This is a genomic window from Helicobacter salomonis (assembly GCF_017979425.1).
In the GTDB taxonomy this organism is placed as follows: Bacteria; Campylobacterota; Campylobacteria; order Campylobacterales; family Helicobacteraceae; genus Helicobacter; species Helicobacter salomonis.
The window spans coordinates 1-18,028 of the sequence record NZ_JAERIS010000008.1 but is presented as its reverse complement, the minus strand read 5'-3'; the positions used below and the strand labels follow the sequence as shown (position 1 = coordinate 18,028).

The following is an 18,028-nucleotide window of genomic DNA, read 5'->3' as shown; positions in this document are numbered from 1 at the left end:
CAACCTTTTCTGCGAAGTATTTATTATAATGCCCTAAATTTTAAAGTAGCTTAAAATTGAATTTCCGCGCAAATCCTTTCTAAGAGATACTACCAATAGGAACACTTAAGAGATAGCATACAAAAGTGTGCTAGTCTTAGAGAACTTTTCTATAAAGGAGTAGCATGAGTCGTGAGTACTGCGCCAAACGCGCCAACGATCCCATTAAAACCCAGTTGCACTACGCTAAAAAGGGCGTGATCACCGAAGAGATGGCTTATATTGCCAATGTGGAGGAAGTTAGTCCGGAATTGGTACGCTCTGAAGTGGCACGCGGGCGTTTGATCATTCCGGCGAATATCCAACACCAAAATTTAGAGCCCATGGGCATTGGAATCGCGTTAAAAACTAAGATTAACGCCAATATTGGCAGTTCTGCCATCATCCACTCGGTGGATGAAGAAGTACAAAAACTCCAAGTGGCTATCAAATACGGGGCAGACACGGTGATGGATCTCTCCACCGGGGGGGATTTAGATACGATTCGCCAAGAGATTATCAATGCCTCCAGTGTGCCTATCGGCACCGTGCCGATGTATCAAATTTTGCACGATGTGAACAACGATGTGATGAAACTAGACATCGACACGATGTTAGGGGTATTAGAAAAACAAGCCAAACAGGGGGTGAGTTATTTTACCATCCACTGCGGGTTTTTACTTGAGCACATGCCCTTTGTGAGCAAGCGCAAAATGGGCATTGTGAGTCGGGGGGGGAGTTTGATGGCCTCTTGGATGATGCATTATCACAAACAAAACCCCTTTTATGATGCCTTTGATGATATTCTTGCCATTTGTCAGCAATACGATGTGAGTTTGAGTTTGGGGGATTCGCTACGCCCGGGTTGTTTAGCCGATGCGAGCGACACCGCCCAATTTGCCGAGTTGAAAGTATTGGGTGAGTTGGCACAACGCGCTTATAAAAAAGATGTGCAGGTGATGATTGAGGGTCCTGGACATGTGCCCTTGAATCAGATCGAACGCAATGTCAAGCTCCAACAGGAGTTTTGTAACCAAGCTCCCTTTTATGTGCTAGGACCTTTGGTTACCGACATTGCTGCTGGCTACGATCATATCGCTAGTGCGATTGGGGCATGTGTAGCCGCGTGGAAAGGAGTAGCAATGCTCTGTTATGTTACGCCCAAAGAGCATCTAGGCTTGCCCAATGCCAAAGATGTTAGAGAGGGGATTCTAGCCTACAAAATCGCCGCCCATGCTGCCGACATCGCACGAGGTCGGATAAACGCACGCGTGCGCGATGACTTGATGAGCGATGCGCGCTACGCTTTCGAGTGGAACAAGCAGTTTGAGCTCGCCCTTGACCCAGAGCGTGCGCGTGAATACCACGATGAAGCTCTACCTCAAGAAGTATTTAAAGAAGCAGAATTTTGCTCCATGTGCGGGCCCAAGTTTTGCAGCTATAAGGTGAGTCAAGAAGTGTTCAAGCGCTATAATAAAGATGCGCAGGGAGCTTAGTTCTTGTGCGAGGAGGTGATGTAGTAATAGATTGCCTTGATCTCATCAGGAGTGAGGTTGTATTTAGGCATGATGGATCGTCCCCGCTCTAGGGCACTTTTGAAGCGCTCAAAGCTCAGGTTGTAGATGGGGGGGGCGCTGAAGATGCGTTCTTTGTTGTGATGGACATAGCGGGTAATTACTCGCTCCTCCCCTAATAAGCCGTGGCATTTTACACAGCTGATATCTCTAGGGTTCTTATATAGCTCTTTACCATACTCCAAAATGGTGATGAAGCTGTTGTCTTTGTTTTTGGGTGTGTTCTGCGCACCCATGCCAAATCCGCCTAAACATAGCCATGCAATCATCGCTCGACGCATACCAGCCCCTTTCAGAGAATTTTGACTATAATAGCGCAAAAATTTCTTAGGATGGACATGGTCTTACTGAATGGGCAGGCCTTAGCAAAACACAAAGAGGAAATTTTGCAAGAGGAGGTGGCACGCCTGGGCATGGCACCTGTTTTGGCGGTGGTGCTGGTGGGAGATAATCCAGCCAGCCAGCTTTATGTGCAGATGAAAGCTAGGGCATGTGCACGGGTGGGGATTACCTGTCAGATTCAGCGCCTAGGGGAGTCTACGCCGCAGAGTGAACTTTTAGAGATCTTGCGCACACTCAACCACGATTCGCAGGTGCATGGAATTTTGGTCCAACTCCCTCTGCCCGCACACATGGATACGCGCGAAATTTTGGAGGCCATCGATCCTAGTAAGGATGTAGATGGTTTTCACCCGCTCAATGTGGGACGGGTTTATTCAGATAGTCTGCTCAGGGGCTTTTTGCCGGCTACAGCGATGGGGGTCATGCAGCTTTTGGAACATTATCAAGTTCCCATTAGGGGACAGGATGTGGTCATTGTGGGGGCAAGCAATATTATTGGCAAGCCCCTAGCTTCCTTGATGCTCAATGCAGGGGCTAGCGTGAGTGTATGTCATATTCTCACGAAGGATTTGCGCATGTACACCCAAAAGGCAGATATTGTGTGTGTGGGTGTAGGTAAACCCGGACTCATCGGTCCAGATTTACTCAAAGAGGGGGCAGTGGTGGTGGACATTGGGATTAGCAAGCAGGGGGATAAGGTTGTAGGCGATGTGGATTTTGAAGCGGTGCACCACAAAGTCAGCTACATCACTCCTGTACCCGGCGGAGTAGGGCCTATGACCATTAGCGCCCTCTTGCAGAACACGCTTTTAGCTGCTCAATCTAGCTTGTTGGAGCGTTCATGCTAAAAACCTTATCGCGTTTTGCGTCTAGTTGGGTGGGGACAATTATCTTGGTGCTTTTGGCGATCTTCTTCGTCGCACAAGCTTTCATTATCCCCTCGCGTTCGATGGTGGGGACTCTCTATGAGGGGGATATGCTCTTTGTAAAGAAGTTTGCCTATGGAATTAGTATCCCCAGACTTCCATGGCTAGATATCCCGCTCTTGCCAGATTTTAAGGGAAATGGGCATTTGATAGAGGGGAAGCGCCCCAATCGGGGCGAGGTGGTGGTCTTTATCCCCCCTCAAGATAAGGGTTACTATGTCAAACGCCTTTTTGCGGTAGGGGGTGATGAGGTCATTTTCAATCAGGACGGCTTTTACCTGCGCCCTTTTGAGAGTGAGAGTGATCCCACCTATATTACTAAGCGCTTTCCTCACCATAAAATTAAGCAGTTTTTAGGGAGGGATTTTGTCTTTGCTCCCTATGCTTCAGAGCACAAAGGAATTTTTTACGCCCGAAACAATCAGACTTTTCAGGTCATGCGAGCTCTCTACCACCATCAATTTGGTGCTAAGGGCATGTCCGTGAGCATGCAGGAGATGGACTTGGGTGATGAGGTAGTATTTTATACCAAAGTTAAGCCCGATCACTTCTTCATGATCGGGGATAATCGGGACGATAGCAGCGATTCACGCTTTTGGGGAAGTGTGTCCTATAGCCATATTGTGGGCACGCCATGGTTTGTCTACTTTAGTATTAACTTAACCAATAGCCAGGACATGCATAGCCCTAAGGAAATCTTTAAAGTGCGTTGGAAGCGCATGTTCAAGAGTTTGCAGGGCTTAGAGGCGTTGGCGGCTAAAGGGAAGTGAATGGAAGTGTTACTAGGTTGTGATCATGCAGGGTTAGATTTAGCAGAGTTTTTAGAGAGACTTCTGAAAGAAGAAGAGGCACGGCTTAAGATATACAAACCCCCCAGGGGCACTCAAGTAGATTACCCCGATATTGCCCAGCAACTTGCCCGGGATTTGCACGAAGAAGCTGTAGGGGTTCTAGTGTGTGGAAGTGGGATTGGCATGAGCATCGCATGCAATAAAATACCTCGCATACGAGCGGCGCTGTGTACGGATGCTTACATGGCAAAAATGGCGCGCTTGCATAATGATGCTAATGTGCTCTGCTTGGGTCAGAATGTGGTTGGCTTTGGAGTGGCGCAGAGCATTTTACATGCGTTTTTACACACGGCATTTGAGGGAGGGCGGCATGTGCGCCGAATCGCTAAATTAGAGGACATCCGCCTATGCTAGCCCAATGGATGATCATCACCCTCATTGTGTTGTTTGTTACCTATATGGCTATTCGTGCGTTTTTCTACCGCTCAGTGGCTAAACGACAAGAAAAATACGCTGCATCTATGAAGCTCACCTTGCAGGAGGCGGAGGTGTTGATTCAAAAACACCAATTGCAGCTCCAACGATCTCTAGGAAATATTGATATCTTGACCCATGAAATGAATGCGCTCAAGGATGAAGTCAAGGTGCTCAAGCAGCGCAACGCCCAATACCGCCTCGAAACCGATCAATACAAAGCTCGTATTCGTGAGCTAGAACAAAAAATTGAAGCGTTATTGTAAGGAGATCGATGTTTACTCAAAAACTCAAAGCCCAACTCCAAGAGGCTATTAGAGAAGTCAAGGACTATCCTAGGAGTGGTATTCTATTCAGAGATATCACCCCGCTCATCAACCATCCCGTGCTCTTTTCCAGATTAATAGACACCTTAAAACTGCGCTACCAGCATCACAGCATTGATTTTGTGGTGGGTATTGAAGCGCGGGGCTTTATCTTGGGTGCAGCACTTGCTTATGCATTGGGGGTGGGCTTTGTGCCCATACGCAAAAAAGGCAAATTACCTTTTAAAACAATTAGCGCACAATATCAACTCGAATATGGTAGCGATAGTGTAGAGATGCACACAGACGCATTTCGAGAGATCAAAGACGCGCATGTCTTGCTGATAGATGATTTAATCGCAACAGGGGGCACGGCCCTAGCCAGCTTAGAGCTTTTAGCGAGATTACAAGCGAAGTGTTTGGAAGCATGTTTTCTGATCAATTTGCAGGAGTTAGGGGGTTTAGATAAGATGGCAGAAAAAGTCAATACATTTAGCGTTCTGGAGTATCCATGCTAAATCTTCAAAGTGGGCATTGATGGAAGCTTATATTATAGAGCTGTGGAACCAATATGCGCCCACTTGGGGGTATCTGATTCTCTTTTTTTGGAGTATTTTGGAGGGCGAAATTGGCTTGATCTTGGCTGGTATTGCATGCTATTCTGGGCATATGCATCTTTTATGGGCGATCTTAGTCGCTGGCTTGGGAGGTTTTACTGGGGATCAGATCTATTTTTACATCGGACGCACCAGTAAAGCTTACATCAATAAAAAGTTAGAAAAACAGCGGCGTAAGCTCGCCCTAGCGCATTTGCTCTTGCAAAAATATGGTTGGTTTGTGATCTTTATCCAACGCTACATGTATGGCATGCGCACCATCATTCCTATCAGTATCGGGCTGACGCGTTATAGCGCACTGAAATTTGCTATTATCAATCTACTGAGTGCTTTTGTGTGGGCTTCGATCACGATTGTGTTGGCATGGTTTTTTGGAGAGCAGATTTTCCAAGTGCTCGAAGTGCTTAAGCGTTATCCCTACCTTGTTATATTACTATTAGTCTGCGTGCTGGGGTTTGTCATCTGGTATTTCCAAGCCCACACTAAGAAAATTGATAAAAAAATTCAAAGAGTCCAAAAAGGCTTAAAACTCAAGAAAGGATCGTAATGTTGCAGTTTAAGTTAGACCATGCGTCTTTTGAGCAGGCTAAAGCCGATGTAGCCGTTGTGTTTGTGGTGGAGAAAGACCTCAACCACCCATGGGTACATCATAAGGAAGTTTTAGAAACTTTCCACTACGAGGGTGAGGGGGTGTTTTTAGATCAGGCCCATAAAAGGTTGTATGTGGGAGTGGCGCACAATGATGTGCATCTCTTTAGAGAGGCGGCGTGTTTAGCCACTAAAACGCTGAAAAAATACCATTTTAAGAGTGTAAAAGTAGGGCTCTACGCGGCTAAGCACACCAATGGGGGTGAGTGTCCCCTAGGGCAAACCATGTTAGCAATCTTTACAGGATTGCAATTTGGGCTCTACAATTACGAAGTGTATAAGAGCAAAAAAGAGCCCGTGCATTTGAAAGAAGTCGTATTAGCCTTAGGGGAAGCCCATGAGTTTAAACACGAAGTCAAAACCCTAGAGCACAATTTAGAAAAGCTCCTGCACAAAGCCCATGTTTTAGTCGAACATGTGAACTTAGCGCGCGATTTGGTCAACACCCCCCCCGATGTGGCCAGCGCACCCTACATCGCTAAAAAAGCCCAAGATTTAGCTGAGAAAAACGGGCTAGAGTGTTTCGTGCACGGGGAGGATTATCTGAAAGAAAAGGGCATGAACGCCTATTTAGCGGTGAATCGCGCCTCTGCTAACCCCCCTCAACTCGTGCATGTGGTCTACAAGCCTAAGAATGCTAAGAAAAAGATTGTTTTAGTAGGCAAGGGCCTGACCTATGATTGTGGCGGGTTAAGTATTAAAACCGCGGAATACATGATCACCATGAAAGCGGACAAGGGCGGGGCGTGTGCAGTGCTAGCCACGATCAATGCTCTAGCCCACCTAAAGGTAGAAGCGGAAGTGCACGCTGTGTTAGGTTTGGCTGAGAACATGATCGCTGGAGATGCTTACCGTCCCGATGATATTTTGCGATCCAAAGAGGGCAAAACAATTGAAGTGCGCAACACTGATGCAGAAGGGCGCTTGGTGTTGGCCGATTGTCTGAGCTTCGCCCAAGATTTAGAACCCGATGTTCTCGTGGATTTTGCGACTCTCACGGGGGCTTGCGTGGTGGGCTTGGGTTCTTACACTAGTGGAATTATGGGCAATAATGAAGAACTCAAAAGCCAATTTGAGCACGCTGCGCTCAAAAGTGGGGAATTGGTCGCCAAATTGCCCTTTAACCGCCACTTGCGCAAACTCCTAGACTCCAAAATGGCAGATATTGCCAATATCACTCCCGTGCGCTATGGGGGTGCGGTGACTGCAGGACTCTTCTTAAACGAGTTTATCCGCGAGGAATACAAAGACAAATGGTTGCACATCGACATCGCTGGACCTGCTTACATTGAAAAAGATTGGGATGTGAATACCCCGGGTGCTAGTGGAGCGGGTGTGCGTATGTGCGTGGAATTTGTGTTAGAGAGTTTAAAATAGTGGGACTCTCCATTGGAATCGTAGGTCTGCCCAATGTGGGCAAATCGAGTTTATTCAACGCGCTCACCCGCAGTGCCCAAGCCCAAAGCGCTAACTACCCTTTCTGCACCATCGATCCCAATAAAGCCCTTGTAGATGTGCCCGATGCGCGCTTGGGTGAATTAGCGCGCATTGTCAAGCCTGAGCGTATCCAACACTCAAGCGTAGAGTTTGTAGACATCGCTGGGCTCATCAAGGGGGCTTCTCAGGGTGAGGGCTTGGGAAATCAGTTTTTAGCGCATGTGCGTGAGTGCGCCGTGATCTTGCATGTGGTGCGCTGTTTTGAAGATAGCGATGTGGTGCATGTCAACTCTGTGATCAACCCTTTAGCGGACATTGAAACTATTGAAATCGAACTCATTCTAGCCGACATCCAGTCTTTGCAAAAACGCTTAGAACGCCTAGAGAAGCTCGCTAAGAATTCTAAAGAGGCAGGGGCACAGTTGGAGCTTGCGCGCGCGCTTTTAGCGCATTTAAATGAATTAAGGCCCGCGAGTGCATTCGCACAAAAGGATCACCCCACTTTTTTAGAACTCGACCAAGAGCTGCGTTTTTTAAGTGCCAAGACGATGATCTATGTGGCCAATGTAAATGAGGCGCATGTGAGTGCGTTGAATGCGCATGCCTTAAGCGTGCAGGAACTAGCCAAAGCGAGGAAGACGGGCTTTGTGGGGCTGTGTGCCAAACTTGAAGAAGAGCTTGTGAGCATGGAGGAACTGGAGGCACAGGAGTTTTTGCAGAGTTTGGGCGTGGAGCAGAGCGGGTTGGATCAGATTATCCGCCTGGGTTTTGATGCGCTAGGGCTGATGAGCTATTTCACGGCTGGGGTCAAGGAGGTGCGCGCCTGGACCATTGCCAAAGGGTCTAAGGCACCAACAGCTGCAGGGGTGATTCACAAGGACTTTGAAAAAGGTTTTATCCGCGCTGAAACCATTGCCTACAAAGATTTTATCGCCTACGGGGGAGAACAAGGAGCCAAGGAAAAGGGTGCATTGCGCATTGAGGGCAAGGATTACATTGTGCAAGATGGGGATGTGATGCATTTTAGGTTCAATGTATAGCCATGTTATAATGCGTTTATTCTGTTTAAGGAGAGTTTATGGCCAATAACCTCGCCCATATCGATCAAGTTACTAATTTACACCGCAATAATGAGTTGCAACTCTTGTGCTTTAGATTGGGCAAGAATAAAGACCTTTATGCCGTGAATGTCTTTAAAATCCGCGAGGTAGTGAAATACAATGGAAGTTTGACCATGATTAGTCATGAACCTAACTCACTGGTCGAAGGGCTCATTATCATCAGGGAGTTGACAATTCCCCTCATTGACATGAAGAAGTGGTTTTACTACGATAGCAATAATAAGCAGAAAGACCTGCGCCCCTTTAGAATCGAGAAAAGCCCCGATGAAAACGATATTATTATGATTTGCGAGTTTTCACGCTGGACCATTGGGGTGCGAATCTATGAGGCCGATCGTATTCTCAATAAGAAATGGACAGAGATCGAGCAGAGTGCGGGCGTGGGAGGCAATACGGGTAATTCCAAGTTAGTGAGTCGCACCCGTTATTTTGATGGGCGGCTGGTGCAGGTGGTGGATATTGAAAAGATGCTCACCGATGTCTTCCCTTGGATTGAGGAGGAGAGCCATGAAGAGTTGAGTAGACTTTCACAACTCTACAGCGATAAAGTGGTTTTATTTGCCGACGATTCCCCCAGCGTAGTCAAGACCATGCAGGTGATTTTAGACAAATTGGGCATCAAGCACATCGATTTTATCAATGGGCAGCAACTTTTAAACTATCTCTTTGATAAAGACACGGTCGTTGGGGATATTGGACTCATCATCACGGATTTAGAGATGCCAGAAGCGAGTGGATTTGAAGTGATTAGGCGTGTGAAGTCAGACTCGACGACAGCAAAGATTCCCATTGTTGTGAATTCTTCGATGAGTGGGAGTAGCAATGAAGAAATGGCGCGCTCCCTGCATGCTGATGATTTCATTTCTAAATCCAATCCTTTAGATGTTGAGCGCATTATTAAGCAATTCTTGCCTGTTAAAAGTCTTTGATGTTAGATTACCACGCGATTCCCTCACCCTGTTATGTGCTTGAACTGGCGAAATTGCAGCACAATTTAAGCATTTTGGAGCGAACACAGAGAGAAGCAGGCATCAAAATTTTACTCGCACTCAAGGGCTTTGCCTTCTGGCGGAGTTTTGAGTGGGTGCGTGCAAGTTTGCATGGTTGTTGCGCAAGTGGCGTGCATGAAGCTTTACTAGCCTATGAAGAATTTGGCTCCAGAGAGAGTGGCAAAGAAATCTGCGTCTTTAGTCCTGCTTTTAAACCCGGCGATATTGCGCAGATTTTGCCCATTGCAACTCATATCATCTTTAATTCTTTTGCCCAATACCACACCTATAAAGGTTTGGTGTTCGCTAAAAACAAGAAGCTAGAAAAATTGGGGCTTTCTCCCATTAAAATGGGTCTGCGCATTAATCCTCTCCACAGCCGTGTACAACCCATAATCTATAACCCTTGCGCACCCCATAGCCGTTTGGGTATCACCCCTCAGGCCTTCGTGGAGGGTATGGCACACTATGGTTTAGAGGGAGTGAGCGGATTGCACTTCCACACCCATTGTGAACAGGACGCGCCTGCTTTGCAAGAAACCTTGGAGCATGTCTGCCGTCATTTTGGTGCAACTCTAGTACAGATGGAATGGCTGAACATGGGCGGAGGGCAGCATATCACTAAGGAGGGTTATGCCCTAGAGGTCTTAATATCAGCGGTGCAAGCACTCAAAGCAGATTATCCCAATCTCAAAGATATTTTTTGTGAACCCGGAGAAGCAGTAGGCTGGCAGAGCGGCTTTTTGCTCTCTAGTGTGGTGGATATTGTGCACAATGGGGCGCAGATTGCGATCTTGGATGTGAGCATCACCAATCACATGCCCGATTGTTTGGAAATGCCCTATAAGCCAGATCTGTTCAAGGTAGCTAAAGATGGCAGCATAGAGGAGGCATGTGAGATAGGGGCATTTAGCTACTTTTTAGGGGGAGCAAGCTGTCTAGCTGGGGATTTCATCGGCCCTTATTGTTTTGAAACCCCCTTGAAAGCGGGCGATCGAATTGTCTTTAAAGACATGTTGCATTACACGATCGTCAAAAATAACACTTTCAACGGTATTGCCCTGCCCGCCCTAGGGATGCTAGCCCATGACAAGTTCACATTACTCAAAAGCTTTGAGTACATGCACTATAAGGAACGCAATTAGTTCCTGAGTGTGGCTACAAACCCGCGATCGAGTTTGGCATAGTCAACATAGAAAGTTCCGCGGTAGCCTCTCAACTCGAGATGTTCGCTCAACGAGGCTCTTTGATCCGCACCCATTTCGCAGACGAGGAATTTCACCCGCTTGCTCGCAGCCTCATCGATGAGAGCTTTGAGAATTTCATCACCTTCCTCACCCCCATAGAGTGCGATTTCAGGTTCGTAACTCACAGAATCGTCTAAGGGATAGTCTAGGGGAATGTAGGGAGGGTTGCTCACTACCAAAGTGCGTGCAGGAATCTCTAAACCCTGGATGAGCGAGGTGTGCATTAGGGAAACACGCGCCTGCAGGCTGAAGGTGGTGATATTAATACTGGCTACTTCTAGTGCTTCCATAGAAATATCCGTGCCCACTACACTAATTTTTGGATGTTGTAGAGCTAGGCTAACGCCCACTACTCCGCTCCCTGTTCCTACATCGATCACATTTTTAATGCCATACTCTTGGATAAGTTCAGAAGCCTGATGGACCAAGAGTTCCGTCTCTGGTCTAGGAATCAAGACACGCTCGTCCACAAAAAAAAGGCGGCTATAAAAGCTCACCTCATGGGTGATGTATTCGATGGGTTTGCCTCTGGCTCTGGCTTTGATCATGCGCATAAAGCGCTCCATAGCGAAATCATCAAGCTCCTCTTGCGCGTGTATATGCAGATACACCCGATCCACACCCAGCAGGTGGGCCAAGAGCAGCTCCGATTCAAGCGCAGTGCGCACACCCTTGTCTTTGAGAAATTTTTTTGCTTCATAGAGCGCCTTGGAGATATTAGTTTGCATAGAATCACAACTTAAAATTAAGGTTTGCAAAGGCGCATTTTATCCTAAAAAACCTTTAGAATGCTAGCGCATTTGTAGGCAATCTTTAGAGGGATTTGGCTATAATGGGCGCGATTGTCTTATCGTGATCAAAAGGATGTCTGTGGTTTATGGGGTCTTGTTCGGGGGGCAGAGCTACGAACACGAAATTAGTATCGTCAGTGCAATCGCGCTTAAGGAGGTTTTGGGCGCAGAGATTGGGCATTTTATCTTCTTGGATGGGACACATCGCTTCTACTTGATTCCGGCTAAGGAGATGCGCTCTCGTTTTTTTGCTAGCGGTCAGTACCGCAAATGCCCTGAGCTCTTCTTAAAACCCCATGGTTTCTACACCCAAGGTCTCTTAGGGGGTAAGCAGGTGGCATTTTCTACCCTCATCAATCTCATACACGGAGGCGATGGGGAGGATGGAAAACTCGCCTCTCTGTTGGATTTTTTTGAAATCCCTTTCATCGGGCCTAGAGTGGAGGGCTGCATTCTCAGTTACAGCAAATACCTCACCAAGGTTTTTGCCCAAGAGAGGGGAATCAAGGTATTACCCTATGTCTTCCTGGACAAACACCAAAGTGATGCGCTCAAGACTTTGGAGTTGCCTCTCATTGTCAAGCCCAATCGCTTGGGGAGTTCAATTGGGATTGGCGTGATCAAAGAGTCTAAGGATATTGAATATGTTTTAGACGAGGTCTTTGAATTTGATAATCAGGTGATTATAGAGCCTTTCAAGGCGGGCATTAAAGAATACAATTTGGCAGGTTGCATGGTTGAGGGGGGCAGTTACATCTTTTCCATTGTGGAGGAACCCCAAAAGAAGGAGCTATTGGGATTTGAGGAAAAGTATTTAGATTTTGGGCGCACCCAGAAAGTGGCTAAGGCACAGATCAGCACACAGCTCGAAGCGCAAATGCGCGCACTTTTCCAGCGCATTTACGAACCTTTTTTCGTGGGGGCAATTATCCGTTGTGATTTTTTTGTGATAGACGATCAAATCTTTTTAAACGAAATTAACCCTATTCCGGGAAGTTTAGCGCACTATCTCTTTGAGAATTTTAACGATGTGCTCGAGAATGTCCTCTTGCCCAAGAGCCCCCCCATTCCCATCACCTACCACTACATCAACCAAATTCAAAAAAACAAGTGATGGCCAGACGCAAGATAGTATATCAAGGGCACGATTTTGAGATCGCCTATGATCTGCATAATAAAAGCGCGCCTAAGAGCGTGGTGTTTTTGCACGGTTGGGGGAGCTCTAAGGAATTAATGCAGCACGCCTTCAAGACCCATTTTACAGATTACCAGCACTTTTACCTCGATTTGCCCGGCTTTGGTAAAAGCCCCAACCAGACTTTTCTCACTCCACGGGATTACGCCCACATCATCGACGCTTTTTTCCAATCCTTAGGCATTGTCCCAGATTTAATGGTGGGGCATAGTTTTGGGGGCAAGGTCGCCACTTTATGCTACAGTCAGGACTTAGTTTTGCTCAGTAGCGCGGGGATTGTGTTGCCTAAGTCTTTTAAAACCCGTCTAAAGATTCGATTGGCCAAAGGTTTGCGTGCATTAGGGGTGAGCAATCGCACGCTGAGAAGTGCAGACGCACAAGGCTTAAATCCAGCCATGTATGAAACTTTTAAATACACCATTCAAGAGGACTTTAGGGCACATTTTAGCGCCTGCACCAAGAACACTTTGATTTTATGGGGAGAACAAGACCACACAACTCCTCTGAAAGCGGGGCAACAGATTGCGGCTTTAATTCCTAACAACCGCTTGGTCATTATGCCTGGAGATCATTACTTTTTTTTAAAACAGGGGGCTCTGGTACAGCAGCATTGTTTGGAATATTTTAGCGCGCCATACATGGCCAAGCAGGGGTGATCATGGGGACATTAGAGTTAGGGGCAGTATGGGTGTTTATTATAGGGTTGAATTATTACCTGATGACTTTGTTACAATGGTATCACTACAGCTTTGCACGGGTGCTTACCAAACACCATAAAAGGCGTTGGCATTTTTACCATGTATTGTTGCCCCTAGCTATCTTTGTTATGACTCATGTAAGCCATTTGAATCATATCAAGATGTTTTTTGCTCTCTATGTTATTGGTATACAGATTCCGTGGCTGGTCTTGTGGGCTGTGAATTTGGATAAAAGACTCGTTTTCACTCCGCGCGTGTTGCGTTTCTTCGCACTCTTATTATTCTTTTTGCTTTTGGACATGCTAGTAGCACATTTTTTGGGGGAAATGCCTTTTTGGCGTTATGTCGTGCTGATGTGCTTGGTGCATGGGGCTTCTTGGGGTTTTGAAAAGAGTTGCGCACAGGGGTATGTGCGTTTGGCTCAAGACAAGCTCACGCGTATGTCTGATCTGAAAATCATCGCCATCACGGGGAGTTTTGGAAAAACCAGTGTCAAAAGCTATCTACAACAGATCCTCCAGGGGAAATACATTGCCTACAGCGCCTCGGGAAGTGTGAACACCTTGCTGGGCTTGAGTCGTGATATTAACCAAAATCTAGGAGAAAATGCCACACTCTACATTGCGGAGGCGGGCGCGCGCCAACCCGGAGATATCAAGGCAATCACCACATTTTTACAACCCCATTATGCCATCATCACCGAAGTGGGTAAACAGCATATTGAATATTTCAAGACCTTGGAGAATGTAGCCCAGACCAAGGCCGAGTTGCTCGATTCGGCGCGCTTAGAGCAGGCGTTTTGTTATAAGAGTCAAGCTTTGGAACCTTTTTTATCCGCACATCAAGATAAAATTACTTTCTATCCAGGCCAAACTAGGCAGGTGGAAGCCACTTTGGAGGGCACGCGTTTTGAGCTCTTTTTAGATCAAAAATGGGTTCCCTTTGAGAGCAAAATTTTAGGGGTTTTTAATGTGGAAAATATCAGTTTGGCCGTCATGGTTGGTTTTCACTTTGGTATCCCCATTGCACAATTACAACGCTTGGTTGCCAAACTCAATCCCGTCCCCCATCGCCTGCATGTCCTGCATACCCATAACAAAATCATCATTGACGATGGTTTTAATGGCAATCTGAAGGGAATGCTAGAGGGGGTGCGTTTGTGTAGTCTTTATCCAGGGCGTAAGGTGATTGTAACCCCAGGCCTGGTAGAAAGCGATGAAGCGTCTAATACCACGCTAGGCGAGGCGATCGACAAGGTCTTTGACATCGCCATCATTACTGGGGAGCTCAACATTCAAGTGTTGGGTCAAGCTATCCACAAACCTCAAAAGATTTTCTTAAAAGATAAGGCACAATTAGAACAAACCCTCCAAAGCGTTACGCTGGCACAAGACCTTATTTTATTTGCCAACGACGCGCCCAATTATATTTAAAGGACAACCATGCACCGACTCTACGCGCCATGGAGAAGCTCCTATCTACAAGGCACACACACACAGGGTTGTGTGTTTTGCGCCATCAGTCAGACGGCCCATTTGGATAAAAGTAACCATGTCTTATATCGCGATGCGCGCGTGTTTGTGGTGATGAATCGCTACCCTTACAATCCAGGGCATTTCATGGTGATCCCTCACCAACATGTGGATAGCCCAGAACTTTTGAGCTTGGAAGATTGGCAACATTTACAAAAGCGCATGTATGAGGGTGTGCAATTACTCTACGCCTTTGGGGCAGATGGCATCAATCTAGGTTTTAATCTCAAGGATGCGGGGGGGGCGGGTATTAGCGCGCACTTGCACGGGCATTTAGTGCCCCGTTTTTATAAGGACACGAATTTTATCAGTGTGATTGGTGATACCCGCGTTTATGGTGTGGACTTTGAAGCGATCTATCAAGAACTCCAGGAAAAGGGAAAAACCTATTTCACCCCATGAAAGGAATGTGTATGCGAACACGGAGCTTTAAGATTTTTTGCGGGAGTGCACACCCTAGCTTTGGTAAGGAAGTTGCCAAACACCTCAGTGTCGGGCTCTCTAAAGCCATCTTGGGGCGTTTTAGTGATGGAGAGATCAATGTGCAAATCAGCGAATCGGTGCGAGGCCGAGATGTCTACATTGTACAGCCCACATGCGCACCCGTGAACGATAATCTCATGGAGCTCCTAGTGATGGTGGACGCGTTGCGCCGCTCTTCGGCCAACTCCATCACCGCCGTTGTGCCTTATTTTGGGTATGCCAGACAGGATCGCAAAGCCGCCCCCAGAGTGCCTATTAGCGCCAAACTGGTGGCCGATTTGATGCAGAGCGTGTGCATCGATCGTGTGATCACTATGGACTTGCATGCCGGGCAAATCCAGGGCTTTTTTAACATTCCTGTGGATAATCTTTACGGATCGATTGTTTTTAGAGATTATATTTGTTCTAAGGATTTTAAAAACCCCGTGGTGGCTAGCCCTGATATTGGGGGCGTAGCGCGCGCGCGTTATTTTGCTAGCCAAATTGGCATGGATTTGGTTATCGTGGATAAACGGCGTGAAAGAGCTAACGAATCAGAAGTGATGAATATCATTGGGGAAGTGAAGGGGCGCGATGTGATTTTGGTAGATGATATGATCGATACAGCTGGAACTATTTGTAAGGCCGCTAGTATGCTCAAGGCAAAAGGTGCGCACTCTGTGATGGCGTTGGGCACGCATGCGGTGTTGAGTGGCAATGCCCTCAAACGCATTAAGGAGAGTGATCTTGATGAGGTGGTGGTGAGTAACTCGATTCCGCTCAAAGGTCCTCACCCAAAAATCACGATTTTGAGCGTTGCACCCCTGTTTGCAGAGGTGATTCGCCGTGTTTACCATAATGAAAGCGTGCAATCGCTCTTTGTCTAATTTAGAAGTTAAGGATCAAGATGGCTGATGTGGTTGTAGGGGTACAGTGGGGCGATGAGGGCAAGGGTAAGTTAGTAGACCGCTTGGCACAAGACTACGATTTTGTGGTGCGTTTTCAAGGGGGGCACAATGCAGGGCACACCATCGTGGCTAAAGGACATACTTATGCCCTGCACCTCATCCCCTCAGGTGTGCTCTACCCTCAGTGCAAGAATGTCATTGGAAGTGGCGTGGTGATTGCTTTGGACGCGTTAGCTCAAGAAATTGCCCCCTTTGACAACCTACAAGGCAGATTATTCGTGAGCGAGCGCGCTCATTTGATTTTGCCCTACCACCAAATGTTAGAGAGTCGCCAAGAAGCCCAAAGCGCGATTGGCACGACACGCAAGGGCATCGGGCCAGCCTATCAGGATAAAATTGGGCGTGTGGGTTTGCGTATGGGGGATTTACTCCAGCCTAAGATTTTACAAGAGAAAATCGCTACCCTCGCCCATTTACACGACACTTCTATGCTAGAAAATTATCTGCACACCTATGCGCCTACTATTATCCCCTACATCGCTGACACAACGCGCATGCTCTGGGAGGGAGTGCAAGAGGGTAAGCGCATTTTACTAGAGGGAGCACAGGGGAGTATGCTTGACATTGATTTTGGCACTTATCCCTTTGTTACTAGCTCTACCACGATTAGCGCGGGGGCGTGTAGTGGGAGTGGTTTGAGCGTGAAAGACATTGACAAGATCATTGGAGTGGCTAAAGCCTATTGCACGCGCGTAGGCAATGGCCCTTTTCCTAGCGAAGAAAAAGGAGCTGTGGGAGAGTGGTTGCGTGAAAAAGGGCATGAATTTGGCACGACTACCCAGCGTGCGCGCCGTTGTGGGTATTTTGATGCTGTCGCAGTGCGCTATGCCTGTCGCCTCAATGGATGCACAGAATTAGTTTTGATGAAACTAGATGTCTTAGATGGCTTGGAAGAAATTCTAGTCTGTGTGGGTTATGAAAAAGAGGGGCAAACTATCAGCCACATGCCCCACTCCCTAGAAGGAGTCAAACCCCTTTATAAACGCTTTGCAGGCTGGACACGCAGCGCAGATGCATGCCATTTTCAGGACTTGCCCCAAGCAGCACAAATTTATGTCAACGCCCTAGAAGAGCTTGTGGGTGTGAGAATCAGTGCGATCTCCACCAGTCCCAAGCGAGAGAAAATGATTTTACGATGAGCCAATTTAAAGCCCTGCTCAAAATCAAACGCCAAGCCATGCAGCGCGCCCAAATTGACATCGCCAACAACCGCGCTCAGATCGCGCATAAAGAGCAGGAACTGCATGCCCTAAATGCACAATTATGCGACTTAAGCGTGCCTGCCCAAGGAGGTATGCATGGCTTTACCCAGCTCAACGCTCTGAAACATAATTACCGCTACGCGCTCACGCAGACACAGATCGCAATCGCCGAGCTAGAGCAAAAGGGGGCGCGTTTGCAAGAAGCTTACAAAGAGGCTAGCATGGAGTATGAGAAAATTCTTTATTTAGAGACTTTACAGACCCAAAAAGAGTTAGCACGCTTGAAAAAACTAGAGCATAAAGAGATGGATGCCATTGGCGCGAGTGTATTTATCCAAAACCAAAGGGGAGCGCATGTTTAGATGGTGTGTGTGGTTTATGGGCGCATTTCTCTTGGCAAAAGAAACTCCCGCCCAAGTAAAAGAAACTCCCGCCCAGCAATTCTTGCAGTGCAACGCGATTTTTGAATCCCGTAAAGCCGAGATTGATCGCCAACTGCAGGCCCTCCAAGAGCGTGCCCTCACACTCCAAACTCTCCAAAACCAAACCCAAAGCCTGCTTGATCAACGCAGCGCTAAAGTGGTGGAACGCGAAAAAGCCCTAGGGATTAAACTTAAAGAATTGAGTCGTAAAGACACGGGCAAAACGCTGTATATCTTAGATGAGCCCACCACGGGGCTACATTTTGAAG

Annotated in this window: 20 protein-coding genes and 1 pseudogene; 19 read left to right on the top strand and 2 right to left on the bottom strand. The window is 47.1% G+C overall.

Annotation, left to right across the window (positions count from 1 at the left end; genetic code table 11):
* The first annotated feature begins 164 nt into the window (after nt 1–164).
* Nucleotides 165–1,514 (top strand): phosphomethylpyrimidine synthase ThiC, encoded by a 1,350-nt coding sequence (gene thiC / locus KCO92_RS02945; RefSeq protein ID WP_104695607.1) that lies wholly within the window; start codon nt 165–167, stop codon nt 1,512–1,514.
* On the opposite strand, the gene KCO92_RS02940 is transcribed toward thiC, so the two are convergent.
* Entirely contained in the window at nt 1,511–1,828 is a 318-nt protein-coding gene (locus KCO92_RS02940; protein WP_104695643.1) for a c-type cytochrome, read from the bottom strand. The genes thiC and KCO92_RS02940 overlap by 4 nt on opposite strands.
* A 102-nt stretch (nt 1,829–1,930) precedes the next feature.
* On the opposite strand from KCO92_RS02940, the gene KCO92_RS02935 reads away from it, so the two are divergent.
* The 10 genes from KCO92_RS02935 to nspC are packed head-to-tail and all read left to right on the top strand — an operon-like array spanning nt 1,931 to nt 10,387.
* On the top strand, nt 1,931–2,782 hold the full coding sequence (locus KCO92_RS02935) for a bifunctional 5,10-methylenetetrahydrofolate dehydrogenase/5,10-methenyltetrahydrofolate cyclohydrolase (protein WP_104695606.1): 852 nt from the start codon (nt 1,931–1,933) through the stop codon (nt 2,780–2,782).
* Nucleotides 2,776–3,630: a signal peptidase I gene (gene lepB, locus KCO92_RS02930; protein WP_104695605.1), complete on the top strand. Its 855-nt coding sequence runs from the start codon at nt 2,776–2,778 to the stop codon at nt 3,628–3,630. The genes KCO92_RS02935 and lepB overlap by 7 nt, the downstream gene beginning before the upstream one ends.
* The gene (gene rpiB / locus KCO92_RS02925; protein ID WP_104695604.1) at nt 3,631–4,065 is read left to right on the top strand and encodes a ribose 5-phosphate isomerase B; all 435 of its coding nucleotides are present in this window, start codon (nt 3,631–3,633) and stop codon (nt 4,063–4,065) included.
* Nucleotides 4,059–4,391 (top strand): hypothetical protein, encoded by a 333-nt coding sequence (locus KCO92_RS02920; protein WP_104695603.1) that lies wholly within the window; start codon nt 4,059–4,061, stop codon nt 4,389–4,391. The genes rpiB and KCO92_RS02920 overlap by 7 nt, the downstream gene beginning before the upstream one ends.
* 8 nt (nt 4,392–4,399) lie before the next feature.
* Complete coding sequence (gene apt, locus KCO92_RS02915) at nt 4,400–4,948, top strand: adenine phosphoribosyltransferase (RefSeq protein ID WP_104695602.1); 549 nt, start codon at nt 4,400–4,402, stop codon at nt 4,946–4,948.
* 19 nt (nt 4,949–4,967) lie between these two features.
* Nucleotides 4,968–5,594 (top strand): DedA family protein, encoded by a 627-nt coding sequence (locus KCO92_RS02910; protein ID WP_104695601.1) that lies wholly within the window; start codon nt 4,968–4,970, stop codon nt 5,592–5,594.
* Entirely contained in the window at nt 5,594–7,072 is a 1,479-nt protein-coding gene (locus KCO92_RS02905) for a leucyl aminopeptidase (protein WP_104695600.1), read from the top strand. Before KCO92_RS02910 ends, KCO92_RS02905 begins: the two co-directional genes overlap by 1 nt.
* A complete protein-coding gene (gene ychF, locus KCO92_RS02900; protein WP_104695599.1) occupies nt 7,072–8,172 on the top strand; it encodes a redox-regulated ATPase YchF in 1,101 nt (366 codons plus the stop codon). The genes KCO92_RS02905 and ychF overlap by 1 nt, the downstream gene beginning before the upstream one ends.
* A gap of 38 nt (nt 8,173–8,210) precedes the next feature.
* Nucleotides 8,211–9,182, top strand: a complete 972-nt coding sequence (locus KCO92_RS02895) for a chemotaxis protein (protein ID WP_104695598.1) — start codon at nt 8,211–8,213, stop codon at nt 9,180–9,182.
* Complete coding sequence (gene nspC / locus KCO92_RS02890; RefSeq protein ID WP_104695597.1) at nt 9,182–10,387, top strand: carboxynorspermidine decarboxylase; 1,206 nt, start codon at nt 9,182–9,184, stop codon at nt 10,385–10,387. Before KCO92_RS02895 ends, nspC begins: the two co-directional genes overlap by 1 nt.
* On the opposite strand, the gene prmC is transcribed toward nspC, so the two are convergent.
* Nucleotides 10,384–11,217 (bottom strand): peptide chain release factor N(5)-glutamine methyltransferase, encoded by an 834-nt coding sequence (gene prmC, locus KCO92_RS02885; RefSeq protein WP_104695642.1) that lies wholly within the window; start codon nt 11,215–11,217, stop codon nt 10,384–10,386. The genes nspC and prmC overlap by 4 nt on opposite strands.
* 142 nt (nt 11,218–11,359) lie before the next feature.
* Here prmC and KCO92_RS02880 point away from each other — a divergent pair, with 142 nt between their 5' ends.
* The 8 genes and pseudogenes from KCO92_RS02880 to KCO92_RS02845 form a co-directional block, all read left to right on the top strand.
* On the top strand, nt 11,360–12,394 hold the full coding sequence (locus KCO92_RS02880; protein WP_104695596.1) for a D-alanine--D-alanine ligase: 1,035 nt from the start codon (nt 11,360–11,362) through the stop codon (nt 12,392–12,394).
* Complete coding sequence (locus KCO92_RS02875; RefSeq protein WP_104695595.1) at nt 12,394–13,131, top strand: alpha/beta fold hydrolase; 738 nt, start codon at nt 12,394–12,396, stop codon at nt 13,129–13,131. The genes KCO92_RS02880 and KCO92_RS02875 overlap by 1 nt, the downstream gene beginning before the upstream one ends.
* A 2-nt stretch (nt 13,132–13,133) precedes the next feature.
* A complete protein-coding gene (locus KCO92_RS02870) occupies nt 13,134–14,606 on the top strand; it encodes a Mur ligase family protein (protein WP_104695594.1) in 1,473 nt (490 codons plus the stop codon).
* Between the two features lie 9 nt (nt 14,607–14,615).
* The gene (locus KCO92_RS02865) at nt 14,616–15,107 is read left to right on the top strand and encodes an HIT family protein (RefSeq protein WP_104695593.1); all 492 of its coding nucleotides are present in this window, start codon (nt 14,616–14,618) and stop codon (nt 15,105–15,107) included.
* An 11-nt stretch (nt 15,108–15,118) separates the two neighbouring features.
* Nucleotides 15,119–16,054: a ribose-phosphate pyrophosphokinase gene (locus KCO92_RS02860; protein WP_104695592.1), complete on the top strand. Its 936-nt coding sequence runs from the start codon at nt 15,119–15,121 to the stop codon at nt 16,052–16,054.
* A gap of 14 nt (nt 16,055–16,068) precedes the next feature.
* The gene (locus KCO92_RS02855; protein ID WP_199766031.1) at nt 16,069–17,274 is read left to right on the top strand and encodes an adenylosuccinate synthase; all 1,206 of its coding nucleotides are present in this window, start codon (nt 16,069–16,071) and stop codon (nt 17,272–17,274) included.
* Nucleotides 17,271–17,699, top strand: a complete 429-nt coding sequence (locus KCO92_RS02850) for a flagellar FliJ family protein (RefSeq protein ID WP_104695590.1) — start codon at nt 17,271–17,273, stop codon at nt 17,697–17,699. The genes KCO92_RS02855 and KCO92_RS02850 overlap by 4 nt, the downstream gene beginning before the upstream one ends.
* Nucleotides 17,692–18,028 (top strand): annotated as a pseudogene (locus KCO92_RS02845) (hypothetical protein); the annotation flags it as partial. The gene KCO92_RS02850 and the pseudogene KCO92_RS02845, both read left to right, overlap by 8 nt.

What these genes read in the sequence shown, in the direction of transcription:
- nspC (WP_104695597.1), top strand. Translation starts at nt 9,182, where the DNA reads ATGTTAGATTACCACGCGATTCCCTCACCCTGTTATGTGCTTGAACTG.
- KCO92_RS02905 (WP_104695600.1), top strand. Translation starts at nt 5,594, where the DNA reads ATGTTGCAGTTTAAGTTAGACCATGCGTCTTTTGAGCAGGCTAAAGCC.
- KCO92_RS02870 (WP_104695594.1), top strand. Translation starts at nt 13,134, where the DNA reads ATGGGGACATTAGAGTTAGGGGCAGTATGGGTGTTTATTATAGGGTTG.
- KCO92_RS02875 (WP_104695595.1), top strand. Translation starts at nt 12,394, where the DNA reads ATGGCCAGACGCAAGATAGTATATCAAGGGCACGATTTTGAGATCGCC.
- KCO92_RS02935 (WP_104695606.1), top strand. Translation starts at nt 1,931, where the DNA reads ATGGTCTTACTGAATGGGCAGGCCTTAGCAAAACACAAAGAGGAAATT.
- thiC (WP_104695607.1), top strand. Translation starts at nt 165, where the DNA reads ATGAGTCGTGAGTACTGCGCCAAACGCGCCAACGATCCCATTAAAACC.
- KCO92_RS02865 (WP_104695593.1), top strand. Translation starts at nt 14,616, where the DNA reads ATGCACCGACTCTACGCGCCATGGAGAAGCTCCTATCTACAAGGCACA.
- KCO92_RS02920 (WP_104695603.1), top strand. Translation starts at nt 4,059, where the DNA reads ATGCTAGCCCAATGGATGATCATCACCCTCATTGTGTTGTTTGTTACC.
- apt (WP_104695602.1), top strand. Translation starts at nt 4,400, where the DNA reads ATGTTTACTCAAAAACTCAAAGCCCAACTCCAAGAGGCTATTAGAGAA.
- lepB (WP_104695605.1), top strand. Translation starts at nt 2,776, where the DNA reads ATGCTAAAAACCTTATCGCGTTTTGCGTCTAGTTGGGTGGGGACAATT.
- rpiB (WP_104695604.1), top strand. Translation starts at nt 3,631, where the DNA reads ATGGAAGTGTTACTAGGTTGTGATCATGCAGGGTTAGATTTAGCAGAG.
- prmC (WP_104695642.1), bottom strand. Translation starts at nt 11,217, where the DNA reads ATGCAAACTAATATCTCCAAGGCGCTCTATGAAGCAAAAAAATTTCTC.
- KCO92_RS02850 (WP_104695590.1), top strand. Translation starts at nt 17,271, where the DNA reads ATGAGCCAATTTAAAGCCCTGCTCAAAATCAAACGCCAAGCCATGCAG.
- KCO92_RS02895 (WP_104695598.1), top strand. Translation starts at nt 8,211, where the DNA reads ATGGCCAATAACCTCGCCCATATCGATCAAGTTACTAATTTACACCGC.
- KCO92_RS02860 (WP_104695592.1), top strand. Translation starts at nt 15,119, where the DNA reads ATGCGAACACGGAGCTTTAAGATTTTTTGCGGGAGTGCACACCCTAGC.
- KCO92_RS02940 (WP_104695643.1), bottom strand. Translation starts at nt 1,828, where the DNA reads ATGGGTGCGCAGAACACACCCAAAAACAAAGACAACAGCTTCATCACC.
- KCO92_RS02910 (WP_104695601.1), top strand. Translation starts at nt 4,968, where the DNA reads ATGGAAGCTTATATTATAGAGCTGTGGAACCAATATGCGCCCACTTGG.